Source organism: Metabacillus sp. 84 (assembly GCF_050107715.1).
Lineage (GTDB): Bacteria > Bacillota > Bacilli > Bacillales > Bacillaceae > Metabacillus_B.
The window spans coordinates 97597-123611 of the sequence record NZ_JBNILN010000007.1; the positions used below are offsets into that span (position 1 = coordinate 97597).

The following is a 26015-nucleotide window of genomic DNA, read 5'->3' on the forward strand; positions in this document are numbered from 1 at the left end:
CTTAAAGTCCGTTATAATTCATAAATAAGCACTTTGAAGGAGTGAAGCAAAATGGAAGAAGCACTAAAAGAAAATCTAATGGGCGCACTCGAGCAAGTTGTCGATCCTGAACTTGGCGTCGACATCGTTAACCTGGGCCTCGTTTATGACGTGGATATGGATGAAGAAGGCAATACAGAGGTTACAATGACCCTCACCTCTATGGGATGCCCCCTCGCCGGAACAATCGTCGATCAGGTGAAAATTGCATTGGCTGACATTCCAGAGGTGAAAGATACGGAAGTCAACATCGTATGGAATCCGCCATGGTCCAAAGACCGCATGTCCCGTTACGCTAAAATCGCACTTGGAATTACATGATACCTACCACCTCTTGCCTGCTGGCAGGGGGTGGTTTTTTTGATTCACAGGAGAAGAAATGTATGTGGGAGAAGGAGGATGTCAGGGAAACCGTGAATGCCTTACGAGAAGAGTGGAGGTCTTTAAGGCGGAATGTTGATGGCAGATAATGCGCCTAACCGTGCAGTTTGTCAGACAAGAATGTCAGACAACGCGCTTTATCCCGTAGATGTCAGACAAGAATGCCAGACAACACGCTTAACCCCGGCCAGTGTCAGACAAGAATGTCAGACAACGTGCTTTATCCCGTAGATGTCAGACAAGAATGTCAGACAACGCGCTTTATCCCGTAGATGTCAGACAAGAATGTCAGACAACGCGCTTGCCCCGCCCAATGTCAGACAACGCGGGTCATTCCGCCAATGTCAGACAAGAATGTCAGACAACGCTCCCCAAGCTGCCAGTGTCAGACAAGAATGTCAGACAACGTGCTTTATCCCGTCAATGTCAGACAACGCGCATTCTCCCGCCCAATGTCAGACAAGAATGTCAGACAACACGCATTCCCCCGCCAATGTCAGACAAGAATGTCAGACAACACGCTTGCCCCGTCCAATGTCAGACAAGAATGTCAGACAACGCGCTTAATCCCGTCCAATGTCAGACAAGAATGTCAGACAACACGCATTCCCCGGCCAGTGTCAGACAAGAATGTCAGACAACGTGCATTATCCCGTAGATGTCAGACAAGAATGTCAGACAACGCGCATTCTCCCGCCCAATGTCAGACAAGAATGTCAGACAACACGCATTCCCCCGCCAATGTCAGACAAGAATGTCAGACAACACGCTTGCCCCGTCCAATGTCAGACAAGAATGTCAGACAACGCGGGTCATTCCGCCAATGTCAGACAAGAATGTCAGACAACACGCATTCCCCCGTCCAATGTCAGACAAGAATGTCAGACAACACGCTTAACCCCGCCCAATGTCAGACAAGAATGTCAGACAACGCGCATTCCCCCCGTCCAATGTCAGACAAGAATGTCAGACAACGCGCATTCTCCCCGCCAATGTCAGACAACGCTCCATAACCCCACCCTCCAAATCCTAATTGTCTCAACTTAATAAAAAGTGCCTCATCCCTGCTGTAAAGGAGTTTAGCAGCTAATCTGTCAAAAAGCTCGAAAAAAATAATAAATATACAGTTGATTTTATTTATATGCGTATTTATAATTGGAACTAATTAATTTTGGATAAGGGTGGTGGTAGTTTGAATATAGGAATTACAGGATCTACTGGCTATGGGGGGGTTGAGCTTTATAGATTGCTAGCGAATCATCCTTATACAGAAAAATGTATACTATATACATCGACTCAAGGCGGGAAGCTTTATTCGGATGTTTATCCTCATTTGAGCGGGATTCAGGAGGACTCTTTGATTAACGTTGAGGAGGCGGAAGGAATCGATGTCATGTTTGTAGCGGCGCCTCCTGGTGTTTCGTCGGAATTAACTCCGAAGCTTGTGAAAAAAGGCATGAAGGTTGTGGATTTGTCGGGGGATTTCAGGCTTAAGGATCCTAGACAGTATGAGGAGTGGTATCATCGTCCACCGGCAGCGGATGACCTTCTAAAAGATGCTGTGTATGGTTTATCCGAGTTGAATAAGGTGAGCATCTCTTCGTGCAGGATTCTTTCTAATCCAGGCTGCTATCCGACGGCCTCTCTTCTTGGTTTGGCTCCGCTTGTGCTGCAGCATGCAGTTGACCCTTGTTCAATTGTGATTGATGCTAAATCAGGTGTCTCGGGAGCCGGCAGAAAGGCGGGGCTTGGAACGCATTATTCTGAGCTGAATGAGAATTTTAAAGTTTACAAGCCGGGTGAGCATCAGCACATCCCTGAGATTGAGCAGCAGCTTGGGCTGTGGATGAATGAGCCGGCACTTATCAGCTTTTCGCCGCATCTTGTGCCGATGACGAGAGGGATTATGGCAACGATGTATATAAAAATGACAGAGTCCATAACGACCGATGAATTGTACGAAAGCTATGATTCTTTCTATAAGGATGCTCCTTTTGTTCGAGTGCGGAGGCCGGGGACCTATCCGCAGACGAAGGAAGTGGCTGGGTCCAATTTTTGCGACATAGGAGTAAAAGTTGATGAACGGACAGGGCGGGCGGTCATTATATCTGTTATCGATAATTTGATGAAGGGTGCAGCGGGGCAGGCTGTGCAGAATTTCAATATAATGAATGGCTGGGATGAGCAGACCGGTTTAAAGCTTTTGCCCATGTATCCATAAAAATTCAGCGGGAGTGTTGAGTGTGGAAGATGTAATGGAGGCGGCCGTTCTAATCGAAAAACATGGGACAGTCGTTTCGCCTAAGGGGTTTAAAGCCGATGGGGTCCACTGCGGCCTCAGGTACTCTAAAAAAGATTTGGGAGTGATTTTGAGCGAGGTCCCGGCAAGTGCTGCGGCTGTTTATACGCAGAGTCATTTTCAGGCAGCCCCCCTCAAGGTTACGCAGGAAAGCATGGCTGCAGGACGGAAGATTCAGGCCATCGCTGTGAATAGCGGGAATGCAAATGCCTGTACCGGGGATCAGGGTATAGAGCATGCATATAAAATGCGGAGGGCCTGCGCTGAGCAATTCGGCATTCGTGAGGAGCTGACTGCTGTTGCTTCAACTGGGGTTATTGGAGAGCGTTTGGATATTGAGAAGGTTCTTCGTGGAATGACTCTCCTGCATCCCTCCGGCTGTGAGGACGGCAGTGAGTCATTTGAACGCTCTATTTTGACGACAGATACGGGAGTAAAGCATGCAGGGGCAAGGCTTTCCATTGATGGAAAAGAGGTCTGGATCGGCGGGGCAGCTAAAGGGTCCGGCATGATCCATCCAAATATGGCTACAATGCTTGGGTTTATCACAACGGATGCGGCTATTGAAGCGGAACATCTTCAGGAGGCTTTGAGTGAAGTTACGGATGTTACATTTAATCAGATTACCGTTGATGGGGAAACCTCAACCAATGATATGGTCATGGTTCTCGCAAATGGTTTGGCAGGAAATGCTCCGCTTACCCCGGAACACAAGGAGTGGAACCATTTTAAAGATGGGCTCAAGGAAGTTTGCAAAGAGCTGGCTAAACAAATTGCGAAGGACGGGGAAGGCGCAACGAAGCTGATTGAGGTTCAAGTCACTGGAGGAGCTTCTGTTCAGGAAGCAAGGGAGGCAGCTAAAAAAGTCGTTGGTTCAAGTCTTGTGAAGACAGCGGTTTTCGGAGAGGATGCAAATTGGGGACGCATTATTGGGGCACTTGGACACAGCCGATCCGCAATGAATCCCGGGCAAACGGAGGTATGGCTGGGAGAGCATTGTCTTTTCCGTGAGGGAGAGCCCCAGCATTACAAGGAAGAAGAGGCGGCTGGCTATTTGAAGAATCAAACGATCGTCATCCGTGTGAACCTGGCTGCCGGCGATGCTGAAGCGACCGCCTGGGGCTGCGATTTGACGTATGATTACGTCAGAATTAATGCGAGCTACAGAACGTAAAGGAGGGATAGAGTTGAAGCAAACCATCGTAATCAAATGCGGGGGAAGCATTATTTCCGAGCTGTCTGAATCTTTTTTTTCCTCCATCCGGAATTTAAAAACTGCCGGATGGAATGTTGTCCTTGTTCATGGGGGTGGTCCTGATATTACAAATGCATTGAAACAGATGCATATAAAAACGGAATTTACTGACGGCCAGCGAAAAACCACGAAGGAAGTGATGGACGTTGTTCAGATGATTCTTGCCGGGAAATTAAATAAGCAGCTGGCAGGAGAGTTTTTAAAAAGGGGGTTGAATGCGGTTGGTCTTTCGGGACAGGATGCAGGAATTCTTTGCGCCGAGCTGCTGGATGAGGAAAAGCTGGGGCTGGTGGGCACAGTCACGGCGGTGAAGACAGAATTCGTTGAACTGCTTCTTAATAATGATTACCTTCCAGTTGTTGCCCCCCTCGGTTTCACAGATGATTTTGAGCCGCTGAATGTGAATGCTGATGCGGCCGCCGCGTCCATAGCCCGTCAGCTAAATGCGGAAAAATTGCTGTTTGTTACGGATGTGGACGGCATTCTCCGTGAGGGAAAGCTGATCAGGGAAATGGATGCTGAGCAGGTCCATACCTTAATTGATAACGGGGTTATTTCAGGCGGCATGATTCCTAAAGCGGAAGCCTGCCTCCGTTCTCTTTCGGAAAATTTGACAGAAGTTATGATAGTGAACGGCAAAAAAGCATTTCTGGAGGACAATCAATTCAAGGGAACGAAAATAGAGTACAAAAAGGAGGCGGCTGCTGGATGAGCTCTTTATTCCCTACATATGCAAGGTGGGATCTCACGATAGAAGAAGCTGAAGGTGCCTGGGTTAAAGATGCTAATGGCAAGGAGTACCTTGATTTTGTTTCAGGGATTGCCGTGTGCAGCCTGGGTCATCGATTTGGACCTGTTCAAAAAGCCTTATCTGAACAGCTCGAAAAAGTCTGGCATGTATCGAATCTCTTCGGAAACCAGCTCCAGGAAGAGGCTGCAAGTCTGCTGACGAAGAATTCCTTTGCGGATGCCGTCTTTTTTTGCAACAGTGGCGCGGAAGCAAATGAAGCTGCGATCAAGCTTGCTAAAAAGCATACGGGAAAAGGGACGGTCGTTACATTTAAGCAGTCCTTTCATGGCCGCACATTTGCAGCGATGGGTGCGACCGGGCAGGAGAAAGTAAGGAGCGGTTTTGGGGAGATGCTTCCTTCTTTTGAATATTTGCCTTATAACGATGAAGAAGCTCTGATGGAATTACAGGGAGATCATTATGCAGCAATTATGCTGGAAGTCGTTCAAGGGGAAGGGGGAGTTATTCCGGGGACGGCTGCTTTTTTAAAAAGAGTCGGGGAAGCGTGTAAAAGATTGGGCTGCTTATTGATCGTGGATGAAGTTCAGACTGGGATTGGCCGGACCGGTACCCTTTTTGCTCATGAGGGTCTGTTATCACCGGATATTGCCACGTCAGCGAAAGGTCTTGGAAACGGCTTTCCAGTAGGGGCTATGCTAGGTACAAAAGAATTGATCAGCAGTTTTCAGGCCGGCTCACACGGGTCAACATTCGGCGGGAATTACCTTGCTATGGCCGCAGTAAAAGCTGTGCTGGAAACGGTATTAGGTGATGGCTTTCTGGAAAAAGTCCGCCATATGGGGGAATACCTTAGACGTGTTCTGGAAAAAGAGCTGGATGGGCATCCAATGCTTGAGGAGATCAGGGGAAGGGGAATGATGATTGGAATTGTATGGAAAGAGCCGGCAGGCGAGCGGATTAAAGAAATGAGGGACAATGGCTTGCTGGTCCTGCCGGCAGGTGAACATGTGATCCGGCTGCTTCCTCCAATCAACTGTACGGAGGAAGAATGCAGGAAGGCTGCATCTATTATAAAAAAAGTACTGGGAACTCGCTCTAAAACCATGGTTTAAATTTTTTTTACCTAGTTATGAATAAACATACATTATAAGTAATTTATATACAAAGTGGAGGTGATTCGTATGAAGGGATATATCAAGCTTGAAAACGGTCTGCAGATGGAAGGGGAACTTGAAGACGGAACGCATTTGGATGCAGAGGGAGAAGCTGTTTTTTATACAGGGATGACGGGCTATCAGGAAGTGTTGAGCGATCCTTCCTACCAGAATCAAATCCTCATATTTACGTACCCCCTAATAGGGAACTGTGGAATCAACCTGCAGGACTTTGAGAGCAAAAAGCCTCAAATTAGTGGGGCTGTATTTTATGAGTGCACTGAGGATTTTTCCCATTATGAGGCGGTATCCAGTGTTAAAGCTTATTTGAAAAAGTGGGGCATCCCCTTTATCCATCATGTGGACACCCGTTTTCTTGTAAAAGAGATCCGTTCTTCAGGTACGATGAACGCCAAAATTACGGCCCATCCAGTGGATAACGTTCCGCCAATAAAACTGCCGGACCATGACGGGGGAGAAGCTGTTACCCACGGAGAAGGAAAGCTTCACACCGTTTTAGTTGATTTTGGACTGAAAAAATCCATTTTAATAGCTCTGCTTAACCGTGGTCATCAGGTTACCGTTTTACCCTATCATAAGCTGGATAAGGTTCGTGAACTCAAACCAGGTGGAATCGTATTTTCAAATGGCCCCGGAGATCCGAAGCAGCTTGCTGGGTATTTGCCGCTCATTAAACAGCTCGCTGATGAATTTCCGGTGATGGGCATATGTCTTGGCCATCAGCTGCTTGCGTTAGCCTATGGTTTTGATACCGAAAAGCTTGACTTTGGGCACAGGGGGGCTAATCATCCGGTGGTCGACAGGCTGAAGGGAAAGGTGTTTATGACCTCACAGAACCACAGTTTTGTCGTCAAAAGAAAAGCGGGCAGTGAAGAGCTGTCTGTCCGTTTTGAAAATATTAATGACGGGAGCATTGAGGGGCTGTTCCATCCGGATAATAAGCTTTTAACTGTCCAATTTCATCCTGAGGCCAATCCTGGTCCAAAGGAGAGCGAATGGATATTTGACGAATACACATCAATGATCAGCCAAACGGGGAGCGTTGCAATTTATGCCTAAGAATATTGAGATTAAAAAAGTGCTGGTAATCGGTTCGGGACCGATTATCATCGGCCAGGCCGCTGAATTTGATTACTCTGGGACCCAGGCATGCCTTGCATTAAAGGAAGAAGGCTGCGAAGTCATTTTACTTAATAATAACCCCGCTACGATTATGACAGACCCCGATGTAGCAGATACGGTTTATTTTGAACCTATGACAGCTGCTTCAATTGAAAAAATCATTAAAACAGAAAAGCCTGATGGTCTGATTGCTTCGGTTGGGGGACAGACAGGACTGAATTTAGCTCTTGAACTCGATGAAAAAGGAATCCTTGAAGCACACTGTGTAAAATTGCTCGGATCTCCTGCAGCTTCAATTAAACAGGGAGAGGACCGGGACCTTTTCAGAAAACTGATGCATGATATGAAGGAGCCAATTCCGGAAAGCCTGATTGTCCGTAATGCGGAAGAAGCCCTTGATTTTGCTGATGAGATCGGTTATCCGATTATTATACGGCCTGCTTATACGCTAGGCGGAAAAGGGGGAGGCATTGCCTCTGCTGAAAAAGAGCTGAAGGAGATGCTTCGTCACGGCCTGGAAGCAAGCCCCATCCGGCAGTGCTTAGTTGAAAAAAGTATCGCGGGCTTTAAGGAAGTGGAATATGAGGTGATGCGTGATGCAGCCGGAACGTCGGTTGCAATTTGCAGCATGGAAAACTTCGATCCGGTTGGCATTCACACTGGCGACTCGATTGTCGCCGCGCCATCCCAGACTTTGACCGACAAGGAGCATCAAATGCTTCGGACCTCAGCTCTGCGCATCATTGGTGAACTTGGAATCATTGGAGGCTGCAATATTCAATTTGCCCTGGATCCAAACAGCAGGCAATACTTTGTCATTGAGGTGAATCCGCGTGTCAGCCGATCCTCTGCCCTTGCCTCAAAAGCGACCGGGTACCCCATCGCGAGGATCGCGGCAAAGCTCGCACTCGGCTATACGCTGGATGAATTAAAAAATCCGCTTACTGAAACAACCTATGCAAGCTTCGAACCGGCACTTGATTATGTCGCCGTAAAGTTCCCGAGATGGCCTTTTGATAAGTTCAAAGATCTGGACCGCAGGCTTGGAACGAAAATGAAAGCGACAGGTGAAGTGATGGCTCTTTCAAGGAATATGGAAGCAGGTTTTTTAAAGGCACTTGATTCTCTTGAACTCGATACGGTGGGCGCTTTTATGCCTGAAATCATGAAGCTGGAGGATAAGAAACTTGATAGCCTGATGGCCAAGGCAGACGACCGGCGTTTCTTTGCAGCAGCGGAGAGAATGAGAAGAGGAGCGGGCATTGAATTTATTCATCAGCTAACGAAAATTGACCGTTATTTTCTCGGTGTCATCCAGTCGGTCTTAAAGATTGAACAGGAGATAAAGCTATCGCCTGATATGGATCAAAAACAGCTTTCATCCTGGAAGGAAAAAGGCTTCTCTGATGTCGCAATCGCCTTTTTATCAGGACGGCATGAAACCGAAATAAAAGAGCTGCGAATGCAATGGGGAATACATGCGGTATACAAAATTGTTGATACTTGCGCAGCTGAATTTGAAGCAAGAACGAACTATTTTTATTCTGTGTATTTTGGAGAACAGGATTACGTTCCTGTGAAGAATGGGAAAAAACGGATTGTCATTATTGGTTCTGGTCCGAACAGAATCGGCCAGGGCATCGAATTTGATTACAGCGCTGTACATGGAATAAAAGCTTTGAAAAACTCGGGGTGTGAAGCCATTATGATAAACAGCAATCCCGAGACGGTCAGTACAGACTATGAGCTCGCGGACCGTCTATACTTCGAACCCATAACCTTTGAGTATGTGATGAATGTCGTAGAGCATGAGAAGGCAGATGCGGTCATCGTTCAATTTGGCGGGCAAACGGCCATTAATCTTGCACAAAAGCTGGAAGAAGCCGGGGTAACTCTGCTTGGCACGGATCACCAAACGCTATTTACGCTTGAGGATCGCGAGGCATTTTACCGGCTGCTGGATTCCTGCGGCATTCCGAGGGTAAAAGGGATGGCTGCGCAAACTGCAGAAGAAGCGATAGCAGCAGCAGGGACGATCGGCTTTCCTGTGCTGTTGAGGCCTTCCTATGTAATTGGAGGCAAGGGGATGGCGGCGGCAGAAAATGAAAAAGAGCTGGCTGCGCTGCTTAAGAAGGCAGACGAGGCAGCCTTCCCCATCCTTATTGATCAATTTGTACAAGGAAAAGAAGCGGAGCTTGATCTCGTATCTGATGGAGAAAACGTTTGGATCCCGCTTATAATCGAACATATTGAACGGGCGGGTGTTCATTCAGGAGACAGTATGGCTATTCTCCCGGCGCAGTCTTTTTCAAATACTCAGCTTTCAGCATTACGTGACTATGGAACGGCGATCGCACGGCATCTTTCCTATAAAGGAATCATGAACATTCAATTTATCATTGAAGAAAACAGGATTTATGTCCTGGAAGTAAACCCCAGAGCAAGCAGGACAGTACCTGCAGTCAGCAAAGTCGTTCAAGCATCGCTTATTGAAGAGGCAACGAAGGCGCTGCTTGGAGAAACGATAGCAGAACAAAATTGCACTGTCCCGTTCACTGCTGTGAAGTTCCCGGTTTTTTCAGTTCATGCTCTGCATGATCAAAGCCTTGATCTTGGACCTGAAATGAAATCCACTGGGGAAGGGATGTGTATAGGAGGAAATCTGGAGGAAGCTTTGAAAAAGGTGTTTGATGATGGAAAAGACAAACCGCTTCTCTTGGATTTTGAAAGTCCTGAAGACCGGCAGCTGTCATCCTGTATCTTATACAGCCCCGCAAAAATGGAACATATCCGAAAAACAGCTATTGCCTATGGACAGCAGGTTATTACGGATGAGGATACGTATAAGGCCTTTTTAACAGGACAATCGGCGGCTTCATCTGAGCCGGTTCCCGTTATTAGCGGAAAGGACGTGGGCACATGCACACTGTAACAGCCAATAACAGCCGCACAATAAAAGGGCTCAGTTTACTGTCACTCCTGGAGCTGGATGGAGATGTCATTCACGATCTTCTTCAGGAAGCAGAAGCTTTGAAAAAAGCACCGGTTGAAACCTCTCTTTCGGGAAAGACGCTTGCCATGATTTTTGAAAAATCCTCTACAAGAACCCGGGTGTCCTTTGAGGCGGGGATGCTGCAGCTCGGGGGGCACGCCTTATTTTTAAGCAGCCGCGATCTGCAGCTTGGGAGAGGGGAATCGATCGAGGATACAGCAAAGGTATTATCCGCCTATGCAGATGCCATCTTGATTCGCACATTTGAACATAAAAAAGCCGAAGAGCTGGCCTTCCATTCTAACGTACCCGTTATTAACGGCTTAACGGACCAATTTCATCCGTGCCAGGCGCTCGCGGATCTATTAACAATTAAAGAGCTGAAAGGGACATTTAAAGGAAAAAAAGCCGCATATATGGGAGATGGCAACAACGTAGCACACTCCCTCATGATAGCCTGCGCCAAAATGGGAATGGACTTTGCTCTGGCCTCACCTGAGGGGTATGGTGCAGATGAGGCCATAATAAAAAATGCACAGAAAACAGCCCGTCATTCTGGAGCCAAGCTTGTTCTTACAAACTCTCCGGAGGAGGCTGCTGCCGAGGCAGATATCATTTATTCAGATGTCTGGACGAGTATGGGGCAGGAGGAAGAAGTGTTGAACCGTCTAAAAGCCTTCGAAGGTTTCCAGGTGAATGAAGCTTTGATGAAGAACGCGAAGCCGGATGCCCATTTCCTTCATTGCTTGCCCGCACACCGGGGGGAAGAGGTGACTGCTGCAGTCATCGATGGACCGAATTCGGCTGTTTTTCAGCAGGCGGAAAACCGTCTGCATGTCCAAAAAGCGCTTTTAAAAATGATTCTCGCCTAAACCGGATATACTAAACATGAACCTTTATCCCGCTTTAAAAGCAAGCCGCAGAAAATCGGCCGGGATGAAGTCCAATTGTTCACTAAGCAACCAGACATCAGAGAGAAGTACCTGTCTGATGGACGTTTCATTTCGAGGAGGGTTTTTCCATGGGTCAGCAGCACCGATTTCGCGAAGGGCAGAAAGCGCCGAATAATGGTGTTTATGTAGAGGTTGGAGAAACAGGAGATAATGTTATGAATCCGAAGCAAATTAAGCTTAAGGCTGGCGGCCACTTTCCTGAAACTTCGAACCATAACCGCCAATGGACGTATAAAAGGAAGCCGTGAACCTCTCAGGTGAAGGCTGCCGCTTAGATTGAAAGCTTAACTTCAGCAAAAAAAGACCTTCAGCAGGAAGGTCTTTTTTGTGTTGAAATGCTGCAGCTCTTCCTTCAATAATGAAAGGCGCTTTTCTTTACATTAATGATGGCTGCTGACAGGCTCGTCTGGAATAAAAGCAGCAATGGCGTTAATTAAGATAGCTGCTCCTATAGACAGAATGGTAGCTGTCATAAAGTCGTAAGCGCTTCCTACCATGGAAGACGTTACATAAGTAAGCATATGTACGAGCAAGAACGACCAGAAAAACGTCCAAAAAAAACGCAAATTTTTCCCCTCCATTTGCACACAATTCTCAATTTATCATACCACACATATTTTATACAATAAAGATACCGGATGAAAACATTTGTGACAAGGATTTGTCGATTTCCCATCGAATTTCCTTAATAGAGAATAGGCTCCTTCCCATACTAATTGTTTTTTTATTTCATAAGATATTGCGGACACAATTCTAAAACAGATAGGCGGTGAGCAGCATGGAAATCTATGATCGCTTTTTTCAATTTGAATCGGAATGGACAGTCATTCATACTCCATACCAGCCTAATGGTTTTGGCGTCTTCCTTTTGGGTGATAAAAATCATTTTGTGGATAGCGATTCCAGCTTTTGGATGCAGCATCTTGGGCGTAAACAGCTGCTCGCCGCATTAAGAAAAGCCGGCTTTACCATTATTCAATCTAATCTGCATGGCAGCCATTGGGGATCACCTAAAGCGGGAAACCTGGCAGAGAAATTGCTGCATCTGCTGCCGAAAAAAGAAATTTTAAATGATAAAGTTCATATTCTGGCAGAGGGGACCGGGGCTCTGGCAGCAATGGATCTGATGCAAAGATGTCCCGAACGGATCCGGTCCATCGGTCTTTTCAACCCTTGCCTGGACCTGCAAGGCTATTACCGGGATGAAAAAAACAATAAGCTTTTCTATAAACGCCTTACAAGGGAGATTGCAGCAGCCTATGAGGTGGAAGAAAAAGAATTAGAATCGATTCCTTTAAGAAGTTTGCATCCATCAGAATCCAGAGTGCCTGTGAAAATATGGGACAGGATGAGCGGTACGCCATTTCCATATCAAAAGCATAGCAAGGTTTTTGAAGAGTTGCGCAAACAGCAGGGCTCTCCGATTGAATTGATCCTGCACCTTGGGGAACAGCCGTACCGGATTCATCAATCTGTCATCAAATTTTTTACTTTGCACCAGAAAAACCTTTAACCGAACCGGCACTTGAGGCATAAGGTAAGATAATGACTTCTCAAGGAGGAATACCATGAAGCAGGCAGCTGTTTTAGGAGCGCAGACGTTTCTTGGATTTGCATTATGCGGAAAGCTGGTGGAAAGAGGGGTCCCGGTAAAAGCTGTTTTTGATCAGCCAGGGAATAAGCATGAAAAACGGACGATGGAGGAAAAGTGGCTTACCATCGGAAGGAATGCTCTCTTTACACCGGTTTGCAGGGAGGACCACCCCAATCTAAAGGAATGCGGGGTTGTCTTTAATCATCCGGAAAAAGTTATTGAGGTTGAAGCCTTGCATGTAATCAGCATGATTTTAACCAATGGGGAAAGAGCGGCTGGAGAAAACGAAACCCTGATCTACCTTGGCTCGCTTTACGGCCCTTGGCAGCCTGCCACTGAAGAACTGAATCGCTGGGCAGCATCTGATTTTACGTTTCCTCCTTTTCACGATGACCCGGGTTTATTTATAGAGGATGCAGCAGCAGCGGTTATCGATATAGCGTTCGGGGAAGGGACCAAGGGACAATCCTATTATCTCCCGGGAAATGGAGTAAGGGCAGATAACCAGTACCCGCTCACACAGAAGACTTCTCTCGAAAAAGGACTTGAACAGCTTCAAACGCATATGGAGCTTTACCCATTTTTGTACGGCTCCTAAAGCGCTTGTCTGATTCAGGATTTCATCATATAGTAATAGGGCATCCGCTGGACAAGCGGGAATCTTTATAGCCGAAGGAGACAGATCAATGGAACAGCACCCAAAACAAATGGAATTCATGCAGATTGCAATGAAGTATTTTCCAGAGGCTAAACAGCAGCTGGATGGGCTTGGACTTGAGCTGTCAATGGAACATGTTCAGCCGTTGCTTGGGCTTTTCAATAAAGTAATGGCCGAAGCCTATGAAATGGGCAAGAAGGATTCAGCAGAATAAAGGAAAGGCTTGATTCCATAGAGGATCAAGCCTTTTTCCGCGCTGCAAATGCCTTTCATGCAGCCTTCCGCCCACCCGCTTAGCCAAGGGGCATTAATCGTTCAGTTTCTTTTTGATTAAGTCGAGCATCGGACTAAGGTTTTTAAGCATGGGCTTCATATCTTTTAGTGAACCCATAATATCACTTACCTGCATCATGATGGTCATATAATCGGCATCGCCGGCGTCCGTTTCTTCCGTCTTGGCTTCTGTCATTTGTTCCGGAGAATCTTCTTTTTGCTTTGCCTGGTCCTGACGGCCGCCGAACATGAGCTGATCAAACCTGTTTTTTTGAGGATTAGCCATTTTTTTCACCTGCCTGAACTTCCGGTTCTGATGATACCAGTCTATGTAAACAAGGTAAATGTGAATGGACGATTGCAACAGAATGATTGAAAAAAAAAGAAAGATACGCTAAAATTAGGACCAAGTCATAATATTTGATGTTAAAAATTAGATTGGCCGATTGAGCTCACAGAGCAGATGCTGATCCTGCATAAAAAACGCAAATCGGCGGACAAGAGTCCAGTTAGGCAAAAAACTAATAATAAAGGGGCTGCACATATGAATGCTGGAATTATCGGAATTGGCCGGTATATCCCTGAAAATGTGATTACTAATCATGATCTTGAGAAACGGATGGATACGTCAGACGAATGGATCCGTACCCGTACTGGAATTGAAGAAAGACGCATAGCAAGCGATGACATTGATACATCTGACATGGCGTTTATGGCCGCAGAAAAAGCATTGGAGCACGCAGGGATTTCAGCACAGGAACTGGATATGATTCTTGTCGCTACGGTTACTCCGGACCGGCCTTTCCCTTCCGTAGCCTGCCGCATTCAGGAGAGGCTCGGCGCAAGACAAATTCCTGCGATGGATATCAGTGCTGCCTGTGCAGGATTCATGTATGGCCTTGTAACAGGTAAGCAGTTTGTTGAAACCGGAGTTTATAAAAATATACTTGTTGTAGGTGTTGAAAAGTTATCTAAAATTACCGATTGGGAAGACCGGAACACGGCCGTCCTCTTTGGAGATGCCGCCGGTGCTGCCGTTTTAGGGCCTGTATCAGAAGGAAAAGGAATTCTCTCCTTTGATCTTGGTGCAGACGGAAGCGGTGCCAAGCATTTGTATCAGGATGAATTTATCATCATGAACGGACGGGAAGTATTTAAATTTGCGGTCAGACAAATGGGTGAATCCAGCGTGAAAGTATTGGAAAAAGCAGGGTTAGGCAAGGATGATGTGGATTTTCTTGTCCCGCACCAGGCGAACATCCGCATTATGGAGGCGGCGAGGGAGCGGCTGGATCTGCCTCCTGAAAAAATGTCTAAAACGGTCAACAAGTTTGGAAATACATCAGCTGCTTCTATTCCATTAAGCATTGTAGAAGAGCTGGAAGCTGGTAAAATAAAAGACGGAGATCTGCTTGTTATGGTAGGATTTGGCGGAGGCCTGACATGGGGCGCCATTGCCATGAGATGGGGACGGTAGTTCGTTAATCTATTCTAATCAAAAAAGATGAGGTGTCTTGGAGATGGAAAAGAAAAGAGTCGTGGTTACAGGACTGGGAGCTGTCAGTCCTTTAGGTTTGGATGCAGAAACTTCCTGGGCCAATGCAATAAAAGGAATATCAGGAATTAAGCCGCTCACCCGGGTTAATCCGGATGACTATCCTGCAAAAGTTGCCGGGGAAATTACGGATTTTGATCCTGAGCAGTATATGGATAAAAAAGAAGCGCGGAAAATGGACCGGTTTACTCAATATGCAGTAGCGGCTTCCTTTATGGCAGTTGAAGATGCAAAGCTTGAAATTACAGACGAGAACGCACCGCGTGTCGGGGTATGGGTTGGCTCCGGAATCGGGGGCATGGAAACATTCGAAACGCAGCATCGGATCCTTATGGAAAAAGGGCCAAAGCGCGTAAGCCCGTTTTTTGTTCCGATGATGATTCCAGATATGGCAGCTGGACAGGTTTCCATTGCACTTGGAGCAAAAGGATTTAATGCCTGTACGGTTACAGCATGTGCTACAGGAACAAACTCCATTGGGGACGCCTACCGGGTCATTGAACGCGGTGATGCGGATGTTATGATTTCAGGAGGAGCAGAAGCTCCGCTTTCCCAGATGGCTTTTGCAGGATTCAGCTCAAGTAAAGCTCTGTCAACCAATCCCGATCCAGCCAAAGCAAGCCGTCCATTTGATGCGGACCGTGATGGATTCGTAATGGGTGAAGGTGCTGGTATTCTTGTTCTGGAAGAGCTTGAACACGCTCTGGCCCGAGGAGCAAATATATACGCGGAAGTCGTAGGCTATGGGGCAACAGGCGATGCCTACCATATTACAGCACCTGCTCCAGGCGGGGAAGGCGGCGTACGAGCGATGAAACAGGCGATTGAAACCGCAAGCCTCAAGCCGGAAGATGTCGACTATATCAATGCGCATGGCACAAGCACACAATACAACGATAAATTCGAAACGCTCGCCATTAAGGAAGTTTTCGGCGATCATGCGCAAAAACTGGCCATCAGTTCAACAAAGTCCATGACGGGACACTTGCTCGGAGCTGCTGGCGGAATCGAAGCCATATTCTCCGTGCTTGCGATTAAGGAAGGAATCATTCCTCCTACCATTAATCTGGACAATCCGGACCCGGAATGTGATTTGGACTATGTTCCGAACGAAGCGCGCAAGAAAGAAGTCAACGTTGTTTTAAGCAACTCACTGGGCTTCGGAGGACATAACGCGACCCTGCTTTTTAAGAAATATCAATAACCATAACCGCCGATTCTTTTGAATCGGCGGTTTTATTTAGTGGGCTGGGAGGTGCCTGACCCTCACTCTGGTAAAGCGATAAAGCTCTGGCACGATCTCTCCAATTCCTTGCTGTTCAAGGCTTCAGGAACATAGGTCTCTGACCCCGCCTGCGGTGAAGCAAGTGGGGACTGGCCCCGTGCCTGGCCCCGCTTTCGCTGCCGCACTAAAGCTCCGGCACCTTTTCCGCCATTCCATGTTGCTTAAGGGCTGAAGGAGTCATGTCTCTGACCCTCACCCCTTTCCAGCACTAAAGCGCTAGCGCAGCCTGCCGCCCACCTTTCTCCGCCGCAGACAGAACACCCGATTCATGCAGCGATTCCAGCCGCAAGATTACTATAGCCTTTCCACCCCATTAAAATTCTCCTGTGATGCCTCCCGTTTTCATCTGTTCATACATACCTTAACTAAGAGGTGATGGCAATGGGTGTGATCCGGACAGATCAATGGTTTGAGGAAGCGGTTCCTTTGAATGAACTGGGGAAAAAGCTAAAACCCTACTTTCCTGACCGAAGTGAAAAGACGCTTATTCAATATTTGCTTACTTTTGGGCTATACAAAAATCCGGAATCTGCAAAAAAAACCGTTCAGGCATTAAAAGAAGAAAAAATGTGGGCGTATGTGAAAAGAGAGGTGGAAGACTTGCGCAAAAAATGGGAGGGACCTAATGTGCCAGTATTCCTGCTCCCGGGAGATTTATCAAATGCCAAGATTCAGCGTGAATATGGAGGAAAATCAGGTCTCGCATTTTTTGATAAGCTTTTTCTTTTTCTTTCCCCGGACGTTCCGAAAACGGCGATAAAGGCATTACTGATCCATGAGTATCATCATATTTGCCGGCTTGAAAAAAATCCAAAAAGAGAAAAGGATTATACGCTGACAGATGTTGTGATTATGGAAGGGTTGGCAGAGAATGCGGTGCGTGAAATCCTGGGAGAGGATCAAGCGGCAGGATGGACCAGGCTGTATGCGGAGACGCAGCTAAAACAGTTTTGGAAGAAGCATATTCTGCCGAACAAGAAAGTAAAACAGGAGGACCGGCAGTTCGATAAACTGATGTATGGATTAGGAATGTATCCTAAAATGCTAGGGTACACTGCAGGCTATTTTGCAGTAAAGAAATATATGGATAAAAATGGAACTGATACACATGCCCTTTTTACAGTGCCTGCCGAAAGGATCATCCAAGACTTGAAAATAGAATAGAAAATGCGTCCATAATCTGAAGATATTGGAATATTTTCAGGTTGTCCTGCCTATACTGATTGACAAACAGAATTTGAAGGTGAGGGGTAAAACATGTTGTTTCTTCATGATGTTTGGGTCAATTGGTTTGAGGGAGAAGAAAATGGATATAACGTGTGCCATTTTCACGAATGGCGAAAGGATGATAGCGTTGAACTGCTCGATCAGGTGCCTCTGATAAAGGTGAATCAGCTGCTGTTCCGCTATATAGAAAATGATCTTTCCGAAATTCCGCAAAGCCTCCTGAAAGACATTCATCAAAAAGCCTACATCCGGAAAAATCATGAACGAATTCAACTGGATTACTGCTTCGTCGTAACGGATGGACAGGGGATCATTGCTGTGGATACGATCGGCTACAGCATCCCTGTCCGAAAAAGCCGATTAATCCCCCGCCAGGAACAGTTGGTTTATGAAATGGTGAAGGATGTGGAACCGGGTGATTATCCTTTCCACGGTCCGCTGCATGGGGAGGAAAAAGAATTTCACATTCTATCGCTGGGGCCTGATCACATGAGAGGACTGACAAGAAAAGAACGCCAGCTGAAGCAGCTGCTTTTTATGGCGATGGATCAGCTGCAAACTACTCAGAACACAGCTGAAATAAAATATTGGTATACTGAATGGAATCCCCGCGAGTACGAGCAAATCAAACACCTTGCCTTCCATGATGTCTTTGAAAAGCTCTGTTCAGAAACCATGAACGGCTGGTCGGCCAGACATAAAGCTCTTTGTGAGAACCTTGTTAAAGGACAGCCTTTTTTTGAGAAGCTATGGGAAACGGAGCACGAATCAAAAGTAAACTAAAGAAAGCGGACAAGCCCTTTATCTTACTCCTTTAGCAGGAGTAGAATGAAGGGTTTTTCTATCCCAATATCCCTATACAAATCATGGAAAAAGTGCGTTATACTACCAGGTGAAGCGCTAACATCCTTTAAATCGTTAACGCAGCAAGGGGGATTCTTCATTATGTCTGTTTCAGGTAATCATGCCAGTACAAAGCGCATCACGGGGAATATTTTTAAAGGATCAGTGGGGAATCTGATTGAGTGGTACGACTGGTACGTCTATTCAGCCTTCGCCGTTTATTTTTCGGCTGAATTTTTCCCGCAGGGTGATCCGACCAGCCAGCTGCTCAACACGGCTGCCATATTTGCTGTTGGATTTTTGATGAGACCGATCGGAAGTTTATTATTGGGGAGGTATGCGGACAGGCATGGCAGGAGAGCAGCCTTAACTTTGTCCATTACGGTTATGGCTGCAGGCTCTCTCATTATCGCATGTACGCCGGGCTACAGTTCAATCGGTGTTATGGCTCCGATTATTCTTGTGCTGGCCAGACTCCTTCAAGGCCTTTCGCTGGGTGGAGAGTATGGGACATCCGCAACTTACTTATCAGAAATGGCAAGCACGGGCCGACGCGGATTTTACTCGAGTTTTCAGTATGTTACACTTGTTGCCGGCCAGCTTACAGCTCTTGGAGTTCAGATTATTCTTCAGCAATTGCTCAGTGAAGCAGATATGAGCTCCTGGGGGTGGAGAATTCCGTTTGTCATTGGGGCAATGGGGGCACTGGCAGTTTTGTGGCTGCGGCGGACCATGGATGAGTCGGAGCAATTTGAAAAGATGGGAAAGAAAAAAAAGTCGAATGCCGGTACACTGAAAGCTCTCTTAAAGCATCCAAGGGCAGTTCTTACGGTTGTGGGATTAACCCTTGGGGGAACAGTCGCGTTTTATACATATACCACTTACCTGCAAAAGTTTATGATCAACACGTCAGGAATTCCTAAAGAGACGGTCAGCTGGATTAACTTCTTGGCGTTATTGATCTTTATTGTCCTTCAGCCGCTTGCCGGGGGACTTTCAGACCGAATTGGCAGAAGACCTTTACTGATGGGCTTTGGAATTCTTGGAACATTGCTTACCGTTCCGCTGTTCCTGCTTCTTGAGCAGACATCCAGTCCAGTCGGTGCGTTTTTGCTTATGATGGCCGGACTGATTATTGTAACGGGGTATACTTCTATAAATGCCATTGTGAAAGCAGAGCTTTTCCCGACCCAAATCAGGGCTCTCGGCGTAGGGTTTCCATATGCTGTTACAGTAGCCGTCTTTGGGGGGACAGCTGAATTTATAGCCCTTTGGATGAAAAGTATGGGAGTGGAGTGGCTTTTCTACGTATATGTAGCTGCTTGTATTGCGGTCAGCTTCATTACGTATTGGAGAATGAGCGAGTCATCAAAAGATTCGCATCTAGAGTCAGAATGGAAAGCTGAAAATAGTAAATAAAGAAAAGAGGCTGGGACATATCTAAAAATATAGTCATTAAAGCGCTCTGTTAAACTCGGCTGTAGATTGCAGTTAGCATGCATTCGCTTATCCAGGGGCGGGCGGTAAGCCTTCTCCGCCGCTTTGCGCCTGCGGGGTCTCACCTTTCCCGCTATTCCCGCAGGAGTCTCATGCCTTCCACTCCAAACAACAGGTGGTAATAAATCAACATCATACATGAACAAAGCCTTTAAAAAAACATGAAAACGAATAAAACCGAACGATTACGAAGCTCTATATCAGAGTTTCAAATAATAGTTCGGTTTTTTTGATTAACCGGGAACCTTTTGTCCCAGCCTCTTTTTTTCTGAGAGAAAGGGAGGGTTATTTCCGTTTCCTTCCTAATCCCATCGCATTTTCCATTTTTTTCAGCATTTTATTTGCTGCACGGTTTGCGCGTTCTGCTCCATCATCGAGAATCCGGTCCAATTCGTCCGTTTCCATTAATTCATAATACCGCTTTTGAATTGGAACGATTTCATTAACGACGACTTGGGCAAGGTCTCCCTTGAAATCTCCGTATCCTTTGCCTTCATATTTTGCTTCAAGTTCTTCTGTACTCATTCCTGTAAAGATGGAATAAATGGAAAGGAGATTGGAAACACCCGGTTTATTTTCTTTATCATATTTCACAATCCCTTCAGAATCGGTGACTGCGCTTTTGATTTTTTTCTCAATTTGCTTCGGCTCATCGAGCAGAGTAATAAAGGATTTAGTGTTCGGATCGGACTTGCTCATTTTTCTGGCTGGTTCAGCCAGGGACATGATGCGGGCTCCGACTTTTGGTATGCGCACTTCTGGAATAGTGAAAATGTCGTTGTACTTGCGGTTAAAGCGCTCTGCTAAATCCCGGGTCAATTCAATGTGCTGCTTTTGATCTTCGCCAACAGGAACAAGATCTGTTCCATAAAGGAGAATGTCCGCTGCCATAAGAGGCGGATAGGTTAATAAACCGGCAGCAACGGCTTCCTTGCCTGACGATTTATCTTTAAATTGCGTCATGCGCTCGAGCTCGCCGATGTACGCGACGCATTGAAGCATCCATCCCGCCTGAGCGTGTGCAGGTACTTCTGACTGAATAAACAGAGTAGCTTTTTCAGGGTCAAGCCCTATGGCGACATACAAAGCAGCGAGACTGCGAGTGCTCTCCCGAAGCTTGGCTTTATCCTGATGCACGGTTATAGCATGCTGATCGACGATGCAGAAATAGCTGTTGTAATCATTTTGAAGCTCGATAAACTGCTTCATGGCACCAATGTAGTTGCCGATTGTGACAGCTCCGCTCGGCTGAATTCCGGAAAAAATTGTTTTCAATAGAAACCACTCCTCTTAATACGTAATAAAAAAAGGCCCATTCATCCCTGAAAAGGGACGAATAGACCGTGGTACCACCCTGATTGCTCTCCAAATTAGAAAAGCCTCTTAGCATCCTTTAACGCAGGAATACGGCATTGCCTACTGATTGCTGTTCGGAATGCGGCTCAAAAGTCCATTCAGCGAAGTTCATTGTCTGTTTCCAGCAACCACAGACTCTCTGAAAATGAAGGATTCGCCTACTTCTCTCTCTCTCAGCCGATGCATTTAACTGTTTCATATTATAAAAAAGAATTGCTTTTCGTGCAAGCTAAGCGTAAAAAAACCCCAGACAAACGAGCATAACACCTGTTAAAGAAGCGCCTGCCAGCATAATCGGAATAAAAGGCAAGGAGAGCAGCTCAGAGAACGGCCTCATTTCATCTGCTTCTTCTCTGCTTAAATCTCTGCCTCCGGATTGAAATGTTCTTCTGAAGCTGTAGGTAATTCCATCAAAAAATCCGCCCTGGGCCACCATGATAAACAATGCGGTGAATAAGAATGCTCCGCCAATGAGGAACAAAAGATTAATCAGGGAGAGCAGTGTCACAGAGCCATACAGTAAGATGGAGATGATCAATGAGGCAGCAAGGCCGCCAACAAATAAAATAAAACCGATTTTCATTTGCAATCCCTCTCTTTGCACTATTCATAATACTAGTATCGCCATAATATTTTTATCTAAAATCATTATTGAACAAAAATAGCATCAAGGAATATATTCCTACAATTATACCCAATTTCTATTATACATTACAACATAATACAGAAGTTTACGGTAATTTTACAACTTTACTTTAAAGCAGCAGCGAGTAGGCAGGGATTGTGTAAAAAGCCAATATAAATAAAGGGTTTTTAGGGCTTACTAACTACTAAACTAGGCTGGAATTCTTAATTTTATTTCAATATTGTAAACTTTTTAAAAAAAACACATGTACAAATATTCAAAAACTTGTATAATAGTCCTTGTAAGAATTCTCAGAAAATAAAAGGGAGGTCAACTTTGTGAAAAAGACTAAATTTTCACTACTTTTAGTACTTACTCTGGTACTAAGCCTATTCTTATCTGCATGCTATGGCGGAGGAGGAAACTCAGCTAAACCTTCAGGCGGCGGCAGCGAAGGGGAAAATACAGAAAAACCCGCAGCTGACGTACCACAGGAAATCACAGTTCTTGAGACTTCTGCTATTCCTTCATTAGACAGTGCACTTGCAGAGGATACAATCAGCTTGTCTATGCTTAACAACGTAGGCGAAGGTCTTTACCGCACGGATAAAGATCAGCAGACTGTTGACGGAGTGGCAAAAGGCGATCCTGAATGGAACGAGGACGATACAGTCGCTACGGTTAAGCTGAATGAAAATGCTAAATGGTCGAACGGTGATCAGATTAAAGCAAGCGACTTTGTATTCGCTTGGCAGCGTGCTATTAACCCTGAAACAAAATCTCCTTACGGTCCTTATATGATGTCTGGAAAAATTAAAAATGCCGCTGAAATCGCAGCAGGCGAAATGAAGCCGGAAGAACTTGGAATTAAAGCTATTGATGATACCACTCTTGAAATCACACTTGTTAAACCAATCGCATTCTTCAAATCCCTAATGGCATTTGCTACGTTCTACCCTCAAAACGAGAAATTTGTTACTGAAAAAGGGAAAGAGTACGGTATGAATGCTGATAACCTCGTATTTAACGGACCTTTCGTAATGTCTGACTGGGGCGGTAATACGAAAGAAAAATGGACTATGGAAAAGAATGACAACTATTGGGATAAAGATAACGTAACATTGACAAAGATCAACTTCAACGTTGTTAAGGATTCCGCCACAGCAGCAAATCTTTTCGACAGCGGTGAAGCAGATGTCACTGGAAAGCTGTCTTCTGACGTTGTACCTCAATATGAAGGCGACGAAAACCTGGTTAAATGGCTTGAGCCGACAATTTTCTGGTTGAAGCTGAACCAAAAAGACGAAGCTTTGGCAAACGTGAACATCCGAAAAGCAATTGCACAAGGCTTCAACAAAGAAGACCTCGCTGCAAGCATCCTGAACAACGGATCTGTACCGGCAAATTATGCTGTACCAAAAGAATTTGTTAAACATCCTGATACGGGTGAGGATTTCCGTGAGGCAAATGGAGACATGCTGACATACAACCTTGAAGAAGCTCAAAAGGCTTGGGAACAAGGCTTGAAAGAAATCGGCAAAAAAGAAGTTACACTTGATTATATCGGCGGAGACACAGACTCTGCTAAGAAAACAGATGCTTATATGAAAAATCAGCTTGAGAAAAACCTTCCAGGTTTGAAAATCAACCTTAAGAGTGTTCCATTCTCCGTACGTCTTGATCTTGATACGAAAATGGAATATGACATTCAATTTGCTGGATGGGGTCCTGATTACGCAGATGCGATTTCGTTCTCTGACCTATGGATCACAGACGGCGGATCCAACAGAATGGCATACTCTAACCCTGAGTATGATAAACTTCTGAAACAAGCAACAGGCGAACTGGCTGCAGAGCCAGGCAAGCGTTTTGAAGCTCTTCAAGCAGCTGAAAAAGTCCTGATGGACGATGCTGGTCTTGCCCCGGTTTACCAGCGTGCAGCTAACGTACTGGTTGCTCCTAAAGTTGATGGCTTTGTCTATCACTTAAATGGACCAGAATATTCTTACAAGTGGATTAAAGTTACAGAATAATAGAAGTTTGACAGGTTAAAAGAAAAAAAGAGAAAAGGGAGTATACGCTAAATCCTATACTCCCTTTTCTCTCCATTTATTTTGTCGAATAATGAATAATTCGGCGGTATCTTAGTGTTTCCAGGAGGTGCGAGCATGGTTAAATATATTGCACAGCGTATTTTATTTATGCTGATTACACTGTTTATTATTACTTCGGTTACGTTTTTCCTCATGAAAATTATACCGGGTACTCCGTTTACAAATGCGAACAAACTGTCACCTGATCAGCTCGAGATGTTAAAGGAGCAGTATGGGTTAAATGAACCTCTGCCTGTTCAGTACACAAAATATATGGTGAGTGTTGCAAAAGGAGACCTTGGTACTTCCTTCACTTTTGATAATACTCCAGTAACTGCATTAATCTCCGATCGGATAGGACCATCTGCAACAATTGGGTTTCAGGCAATGCTGTTAGGCGGTTTCCTTGGGATATTTCTTGGGATAATTTCCGCACTGAGACAAAATACATGGATGGACTACGGCTCTACTCTGATTGCTGTCCTGGGTAAATCTGTACCATCCTTCGTATTTGCGGCACTGCTCCAATATTTTATCGCCGTAAAATTAGGTTGGCTTCCAGTTGCTTTCTGGAATGGACCGGAGTACAGTATTTTGCCGACAATTGCCCTATCCATTTTTCCGCTATCCATTGCAGCCAGATTTATGAGAACAGAAATGATTGATGTATTAAACTCGGATTATATAACGTTGGCAAAAGCAAAGGGGTCTAACTACTGGGAGGTTGCGTTTAAACATGCAATGAGAAATGCCCTCATCCCGGTTGTAACTGTGCTTGGGCCATTGGCAATCAGTTTGATGACCGGATCTCTAGTAGTAGAGAAAATTTTTGCTGTGCCAGGAATTGGTGAACAGTTCGTTACATCGATTAATGTTAATGACTATCCGGTTATCATGGGGACGACTATTTTGTTTGCAGCTCTGTTTATCCTCATCATACTTGTTGTGGATATTTTATATGGAGTCATTGATCCACGGATCAGGGTAGCAGGAGGGAAGAAATAATGGCACAGCCTAAAGAAGAGTTTGATCAGAAATCGTTTCAGCCAGTACAGGTTGATTCTCGTGAAGCAGAGGTCATTAATAAACCAAGTCTGAGCTTTTGGCAGGATTCCTGGCTGAGGGTTCGGAAAAACAAAGCAGCTATTTTAAGTTTGATCGCTCTGGCATTGCTTATCATGATGGCATTTTTAGGACCTTTCGTCAGCGGGAAGGATTTCGATACGCAAACGGTCTCACATAACAATTTACCGCCACGGATTCAGGGTTTGGAAAATATTGGCTGGCTCCCTTTTGACGGTATGGCAGAAAGAAAAAATGGTACAGAATACAACGCATATGAACTGAAGAAAGTAGATGAATATTACTGGTTTGGAACAGACGCTCTCGGACGGGATCAATTCACCCGTATTTGGAAAGGGACTCAGGTTTCGCTTTATATCGCTTTCTTAGCAGCAGCCATTGATATGGTAATTGGTGTTGCATATGGTGTAATCTCCGGGTACTTCGGAGGACGTCTAGATTCCTTCATGCAACGGATTATTGAAATTCTTGTAGGTATACCAAACCTGGTTATCGTAATCTTAATGATCATTGTTTTAAAACCAGGTATCTTATCCATTACAATCGCGTTAACGATTACAGGATGGACGACTATGGCAAGGGTCGTGCGTGCTCAAGTCATTAAATACAAGAACCAGGAATTTGTGCTTGCATCCAGGACTCTCGGTTCTTCAAACCTCCGGATTATGATTAAACATTTGCTGCCAAATCTTGTAGGAGTAATTATCATTAACACAATGTTTACTATACCAAGTGCCATCTTCTTCGAGGCTTTCTTAAGCTTCATCGGGCTCGGGCTGAAGGATCCACTGGCATCTCTTGGAACCTTGATTGATGATGGTTATAGAACGATGAGGCTGCACCCGCATCTGTTGATATACCCTGCAGTCATTATGAGTATTATTATGGTTAGCTTTAATATGCTGGCAGACGGTCTGCGCGATGCGCTGGATCCGAAAATGCGCGATTAGTAGAGGCAG

The 26015-nt window shown here is 45.5% G+C and carries 24 protein-coding genes and 1 other annotated feature; of the genes, 20 read left to right on the forward strand and 4 right to left on the reverse strand.

The window, feature by feature from the left end; all coding sequences use genetic code 11:
* Positions 1 to 51: 51 nt before the first annotated feature.
* The 9 genes from ACQCV8_RS13695 (at position 52) to ACQCV8_RS13735 (ending at position 11215) form a co-directional block, all read left to right on the forward strand.
* Positions 52 to 360, forward strand: coding sequence for a metal-sulfur cluster assembly factor (locus ACQCV8_RS13695; RefSeq protein WP_426845233.1), 309 nt, complete (start codon positions 52 to 54; stop codon positions 358 to 360).
* A 1252-nt stretch (positions 361 to 1612) separates the two neighbouring features.
* Entirely contained in the window at positions 1613 to 2641 is a 1029-nt protein-coding gene (gene argC, locus ACQCV8_RS13700) for an N-acetyl-gamma-glutamyl-phosphate reductase (RefSeq protein ID WP_426845235.1), read from the forward strand.
* A gap of 34 nt (positions 2642 to 2675) precedes the next feature.
* Positions 2676 to 3893 (forward strand): bifunctional ornithine acetyltransferase/N-acetylglutamate synthase, encoded by a 1218-nt coding sequence (gene argJ / locus ACQCV8_RS13705; protein ID WP_426845326.1) that lies wholly within the window; start codon positions 2676 to 2678, stop codon positions 3891 to 3893.
* A gap of 13 nt (positions 3894 to 3906) precedes the next feature.
* Positions 3907 to 4686, forward strand: coding sequence for an acetylglutamate kinase (gene argB, locus ACQCV8_RS13710; protein ID WP_426845237.1), 780 nt, complete (start codon positions 3907 to 3909; stop codon positions 4684 to 4686).
* Positions 4683 to 5837: an acetylornithine transaminase gene (locus tag ACQCV8_RS13715; RefSeq protein WP_426845239.1), complete on the forward strand. Its 1155-nt coding sequence runs from the start codon at positions 4683 to 4685 to the stop codon at positions 5835 to 5837. The genes argB and ACQCV8_RS13715 overlap by 4 nt, the downstream gene beginning before the upstream one ends.
* Before the next feature lie 69 nt (positions 5838 to 5906).
* Positions 5907 to 6959: a carbamoyl phosphate synthase small subunit gene (locus tag ACQCV8_RS13720; protein WP_426845241.1), complete on the forward strand. Its 1053-nt coding sequence runs from the start codon at positions 5907 to 5909 to the stop codon at positions 6957 to 6959.
* Positions 6952 to 9954 (forward strand): carbamoyl phosphate synthase large subunit, encoded by a 3003-nt coding sequence (locus tag ACQCV8_RS13725; protein ID WP_426845243.1) that lies wholly within the window; start codon positions 6952 to 6954, stop codon positions 9952 to 9954. Before ACQCV8_RS13720 ends, ACQCV8_RS13725 begins: the two co-directional genes overlap by 8 nt.
* Positions 9942 to 10886: an ornithine carbamoyltransferase gene (gene argF / locus ACQCV8_RS13730; RefSeq protein ID WP_426845245.1), complete on the forward strand. Its 945-nt coding sequence runs from the start codon at positions 9942 to 9944 to the stop codon at positions 10884 to 10886. Before ACQCV8_RS13725 ends, argF begins: the two co-directional genes overlap by 13 nt.
* Positions 10887 to 11035: 149 nt before the next feature.
* Positions 11036 to 11215, forward strand: a complete 180-nt coding sequence (locus ACQCV8_RS13735) for a YjzC family protein (RefSeq protein WP_426845247.1) — start codon at positions 11036 to 11038, stop codon at positions 11213 to 11215.
* A gap of 132 nt (positions 11216 to 11347) precedes the next feature.
* On the opposite strand, the gene ACQCV8_RS13740 is transcribed toward ACQCV8_RS13735, so the two are convergent.
* On the reverse strand, positions 11348 to 11533 hold the full coding sequence (locus tag ACQCV8_RS13740) for a YjzD family protein (RefSeq protein WP_426845249.1): 186 nt from the start codon (positions 11531 to 11533) through the stop codon (positions 11348 to 11350).
* Between the two features lie 212 nt (positions 11534 to 11745).
* On the opposite strand from ACQCV8_RS13740, the gene ACQCV8_RS13745 reads away from it, so the two are divergent.
* From ACQCV8_RS13745 to ACQCV8_RS13755, 3 genes are all read left to right on the forward strand, one after another.
* Complete coding sequence (locus ACQCV8_RS13745) at positions 11746 to 12480, forward strand: hypothetical protein (RefSeq protein ID WP_426845251.1); 735 nt, start codon at positions 11746 to 11748, stop codon at positions 12478 to 12480.
* A gap of 55 nt (positions 12481 to 12535) precedes the next feature.
* On the forward strand, positions 12536 to 13159 hold the full coding sequence (locus tag ACQCV8_RS13750; RefSeq protein ID WP_426845253.1) for a hypothetical protein: 624 nt from the start codon (positions 12536 to 12538) through the stop codon (positions 13157 to 13159).
* Positions 13160 to 13247: 88 nt separating this feature from the next.
* Positions 13248 to 13433: a ComZ family protein gene (locus tag ACQCV8_RS13755; RefSeq protein ID WP_426845255.1), complete on the forward strand. Its 186-nt coding sequence runs from the start codon at positions 13248 to 13250 to the stop codon at positions 13431 to 13433.
* Between the two features lie 93 nt (positions 13434 to 13526).
* Here the strand turns inward: ACQCV8_RS13755 and ACQCV8_RS13760 are convergent, their stop codons facing one another.
* On the reverse strand, positions 13527 to 13778 hold the full coding sequence (locus ACQCV8_RS13760; protein ID WP_426845256.1) for a hypothetical protein: 252 nt from the start codon (positions 13776 to 13778) through the stop codon (positions 13527 to 13529).
* A 258-nt stretch (positions 13779 to 14036) separates the two neighbouring features.
* On the opposite strand from ACQCV8_RS13760, the gene ACQCV8_RS13765 reads away from it, so the two are divergent.
* The 5 genes from ACQCV8_RS13765 to ACQCV8_RS13785 all read left to right on the forward strand — a co-directional run bounded on the left by ACQCV8_RS13765 (position 14037) and on the right by ACQCV8_RS13785 (position 19821).
* On the forward strand, positions 14037 to 14969 hold the full coding sequence (locus tag ACQCV8_RS13765; protein ID WP_426845258.1) for a beta-ketoacyl-ACP synthase III: 933 nt from the start codon (positions 14037 to 14039) through the stop codon (positions 14967 to 14969).
* Between the two features lie 43 nt (positions 14970 to 15012).
* Positions 15013 to 16251 carry a beta-ketoacyl-ACP synthase II gene (fabF, locus tag ACQCV8_RS13770; protein WP_426845260.1) on the forward strand — a complete coding sequence of 413 codons (1239 nt, stop codon included), beginning with the start codon at positions 15013 to 15015 and terminating at the stop codon, positions 16249 to 16251.
* 462 nt (positions 16252 to 16713) lie between these two features.
* Entirely contained in the window at positions 16714 to 17496 is a 783-nt protein-coding gene (locus ACQCV8_RS13775) for a DUF2268 domain-containing protein (protein WP_426845262.1), read from the forward strand.
* 93 nt (positions 17497 to 17589) lie between these two features.
* The gene (locus tag ACQCV8_RS13780; protein ID WP_426845264.1) at positions 17590 to 18342 is read left to right on the forward strand and encodes a YjbA family protein; all 753 of its coding nucleotides are present in this window, start codon (positions 17590 to 17592) and stop codon (positions 18340 to 18342) included.
* A gap of 162 nt (positions 18343 to 18504) precedes the next feature.
* Entirely contained in the window at positions 18505 to 19821 is a 1317-nt protein-coding gene (locus ACQCV8_RS13785; RefSeq protein ID WP_426845266.1) for an MFS transporter, read from the forward strand.
* A gap of 363 nt (positions 19822 to 20184) precedes the next feature.
* Here ACQCV8_RS13785 and trpS read toward each other — a convergent pair whose 3' ends face one another.
* Positions 20185 to 21174 (reverse strand): tryptophan--tRNA ligase, encoded by a 990-nt coding sequence (trpS, locus tag ACQCV8_RS13790; RefSeq protein ID WP_426845268.1) that lies wholly within the window; start codon positions 21172 to 21174, stop codon positions 20185 to 20187.
* 50 nt (positions 21175 to 21224) lie between these two features.
* Positions 21225 to 21439, reverse strand: a binding site (T-box leader).
* Between the two features lie 45 nt (positions 21440 to 21484).
* On the reverse strand, positions 21485 to 21838 hold the full coding sequence (locus ACQCV8_RS13795) for a DUF3899 domain-containing protein (RefSeq protein ID WP_426845270.1): 354 nt from the start codon (positions 21836 to 21838) through the stop codon (positions 21485 to 21487).
* Between the two features lie 380 nt (positions 21839 to 22218).
* Here ACQCV8_RS13795 and ACQCV8_RS13800 point away from each other — a divergent pair, with 380 nt between their 5' ends.
* The 3 genes from ACQCV8_RS13800 (at position 22219) to opp3C (ending at position 26006) form a co-directional block, all read left to right on the forward strand.
* Positions 22219 to 23913, forward strand: coding sequence for a peptide ABC transporter substrate-binding protein (locus ACQCV8_RS13800; protein WP_426845272.1), 1695 nt, complete (start codon positions 22219 to 22221; stop codon positions 23911 to 23913).
* A gap of 135 nt (positions 23914 to 24048) precedes the next feature.
* Positions 24049 to 24978 carry an oligopeptide ABC transporter permease gene (gene opp3b, locus ACQCV8_RS13805; protein WP_426845274.1) on the forward strand — a complete coding sequence of 310 codons (930 nt, stop codon included), beginning with the start codon at positions 24049 to 24051 and terminating at the stop codon, positions 24976 to 24978.
* The gene (gene opp3C / locus ACQCV8_RS13810) at positions 24978 to 26006 is read left to right on the forward strand and encodes an oligopeptide ABC transporter permease (RefSeq protein ID WP_426845276.1); all 1029 of its coding nucleotides are present in this window, start codon (positions 24978 to 24980) and stop codon (positions 26004 to 26006) included. Before opp3b ends, opp3C begins: the two co-directional genes overlap by 1 nt.
* Positions 26007 to 26015: the final 9 nt, after the last annotated feature.

Coding starts and splice junctions, on each gene's coding strand:
- ACQCV8_RS13785 (WP_426845266.1), top strand. CDS start 18,505: ATGTCTGTTTCAGGTAATCATGCCAGTACAAAGCGCATCACGGGGAAT.
- opp3C (WP_426845276.1), top strand. CDS start 24,978: ATGGCACAGCCTAAAGAAGAGTTTGATCAGAAATCGTTTCAGCCAGTA.
- ACQCV8_RS13780 (WP_426845264.1), top strand. CDS start 17,590: ATGTTGTTTCTTCATGATGTTTGGGTCAATTGGTTTGAGGGAGAAGAA.
- ACQCV8_RS13720 (WP_426845241.1), top strand. CDS start 5,907: ATGAAGGGATATATCAAGCTTGAAAACGGTCTGCAGATGGAAGGGGAA.
- ACQCV8_RS13760 (WP_426845256.1), bottom strand. CDS start 13,778: ATGGCTAATCCTCAAAAAAACAGGTTTGATCAGCTCATGTTCGGCGGC.
- ACQCV8_RS13735 (WP_426845247.1), top strand. CDS start 11,036: ATGGGTCAGCAGCACCGATTTCGCGAAGGGCAGAAAGCGCCGAATAAT.
- ACQCV8_RS13725 (WP_426845243.1), top strand. CDS start 6,952: ATGCCTAAGAATATTGAGATTAAAAAAGTGCTGGTAATCGGTTCGGGA.
- ACQCV8_RS13765 (WP_426845258.1), top strand. CDS start 14,037: ATGAATGCTGGAATTATCGGAATTGGCCGGTATATCCCTGAAAATGTG.
- fabF (WP_426845260.1), top strand. CDS start 15,013: ATGGAAAAGAAAAGAGTCGTGGTTACAGGACTGGGAGCTGTCAGTCCT.
- ACQCV8_RS13715 (WP_426845239.1), top strand. CDS start 4,683: ATGAGCTCTTTATTCCCTACATATGCAAGGTGGGATCTCACGATAGAA.
- ACQCV8_RS13695 (WP_426845233.1), top strand. CDS start 52: ATGGAAGAAGCACTAAAAGAAAATCTAATGGGCGCACTCGAGCAAGTT.
- ACQCV8_RS13775 (WP_426845262.1), top strand. CDS start 16,714: ATGGGTGTGATCCGGACAGATCAATGGTTTGAGGAAGCGGTTCCTTTG.
- argF (WP_426845245.1), top strand. CDS start 9,942: ATGCACACTGTAACAGCCAATAACAGCCGCACAATAAAAGGGCTCAGT.
- ACQCV8_RS13745 (WP_426845251.1), top strand. CDS start 11,746: ATGGAAATCTATGATCGCTTTTTTCAATTTGAATCGGAATGGACAGTC.
- argJ (WP_426845326.1), top strand. CDS start 2,676: ATGGAGGCGGCCGTTCTAATCGAAAAACATGGGACAGTCGTTTCGCCT.
- ACQCV8_RS13755 (WP_426845255.1), top strand. CDS start 13,248: ATGGAACAGCACCCAAAACAAATGGAATTCATGCAGATTGCAATGAAG.
- opp3b (WP_426845274.1), top strand. CDS start 24,049: ATGGTTAAATATATTGCACAGCGTATTTTATTTATGCTGATTACACTG.
- ACQCV8_RS13750 (WP_426845253.1), top strand. CDS start 12,536: ATGAAGCAGGCAGCTGTTTTAGGAGCGCAGACGTTTCTTGGATTTGCA.
- ACQCV8_RS13795 (WP_426845270.1), bottom strand. CDS start 21,838: ATGAAAATCGGTTTTATTTTATTTGTTGGCGGCCTTGCTGCCTCATTG.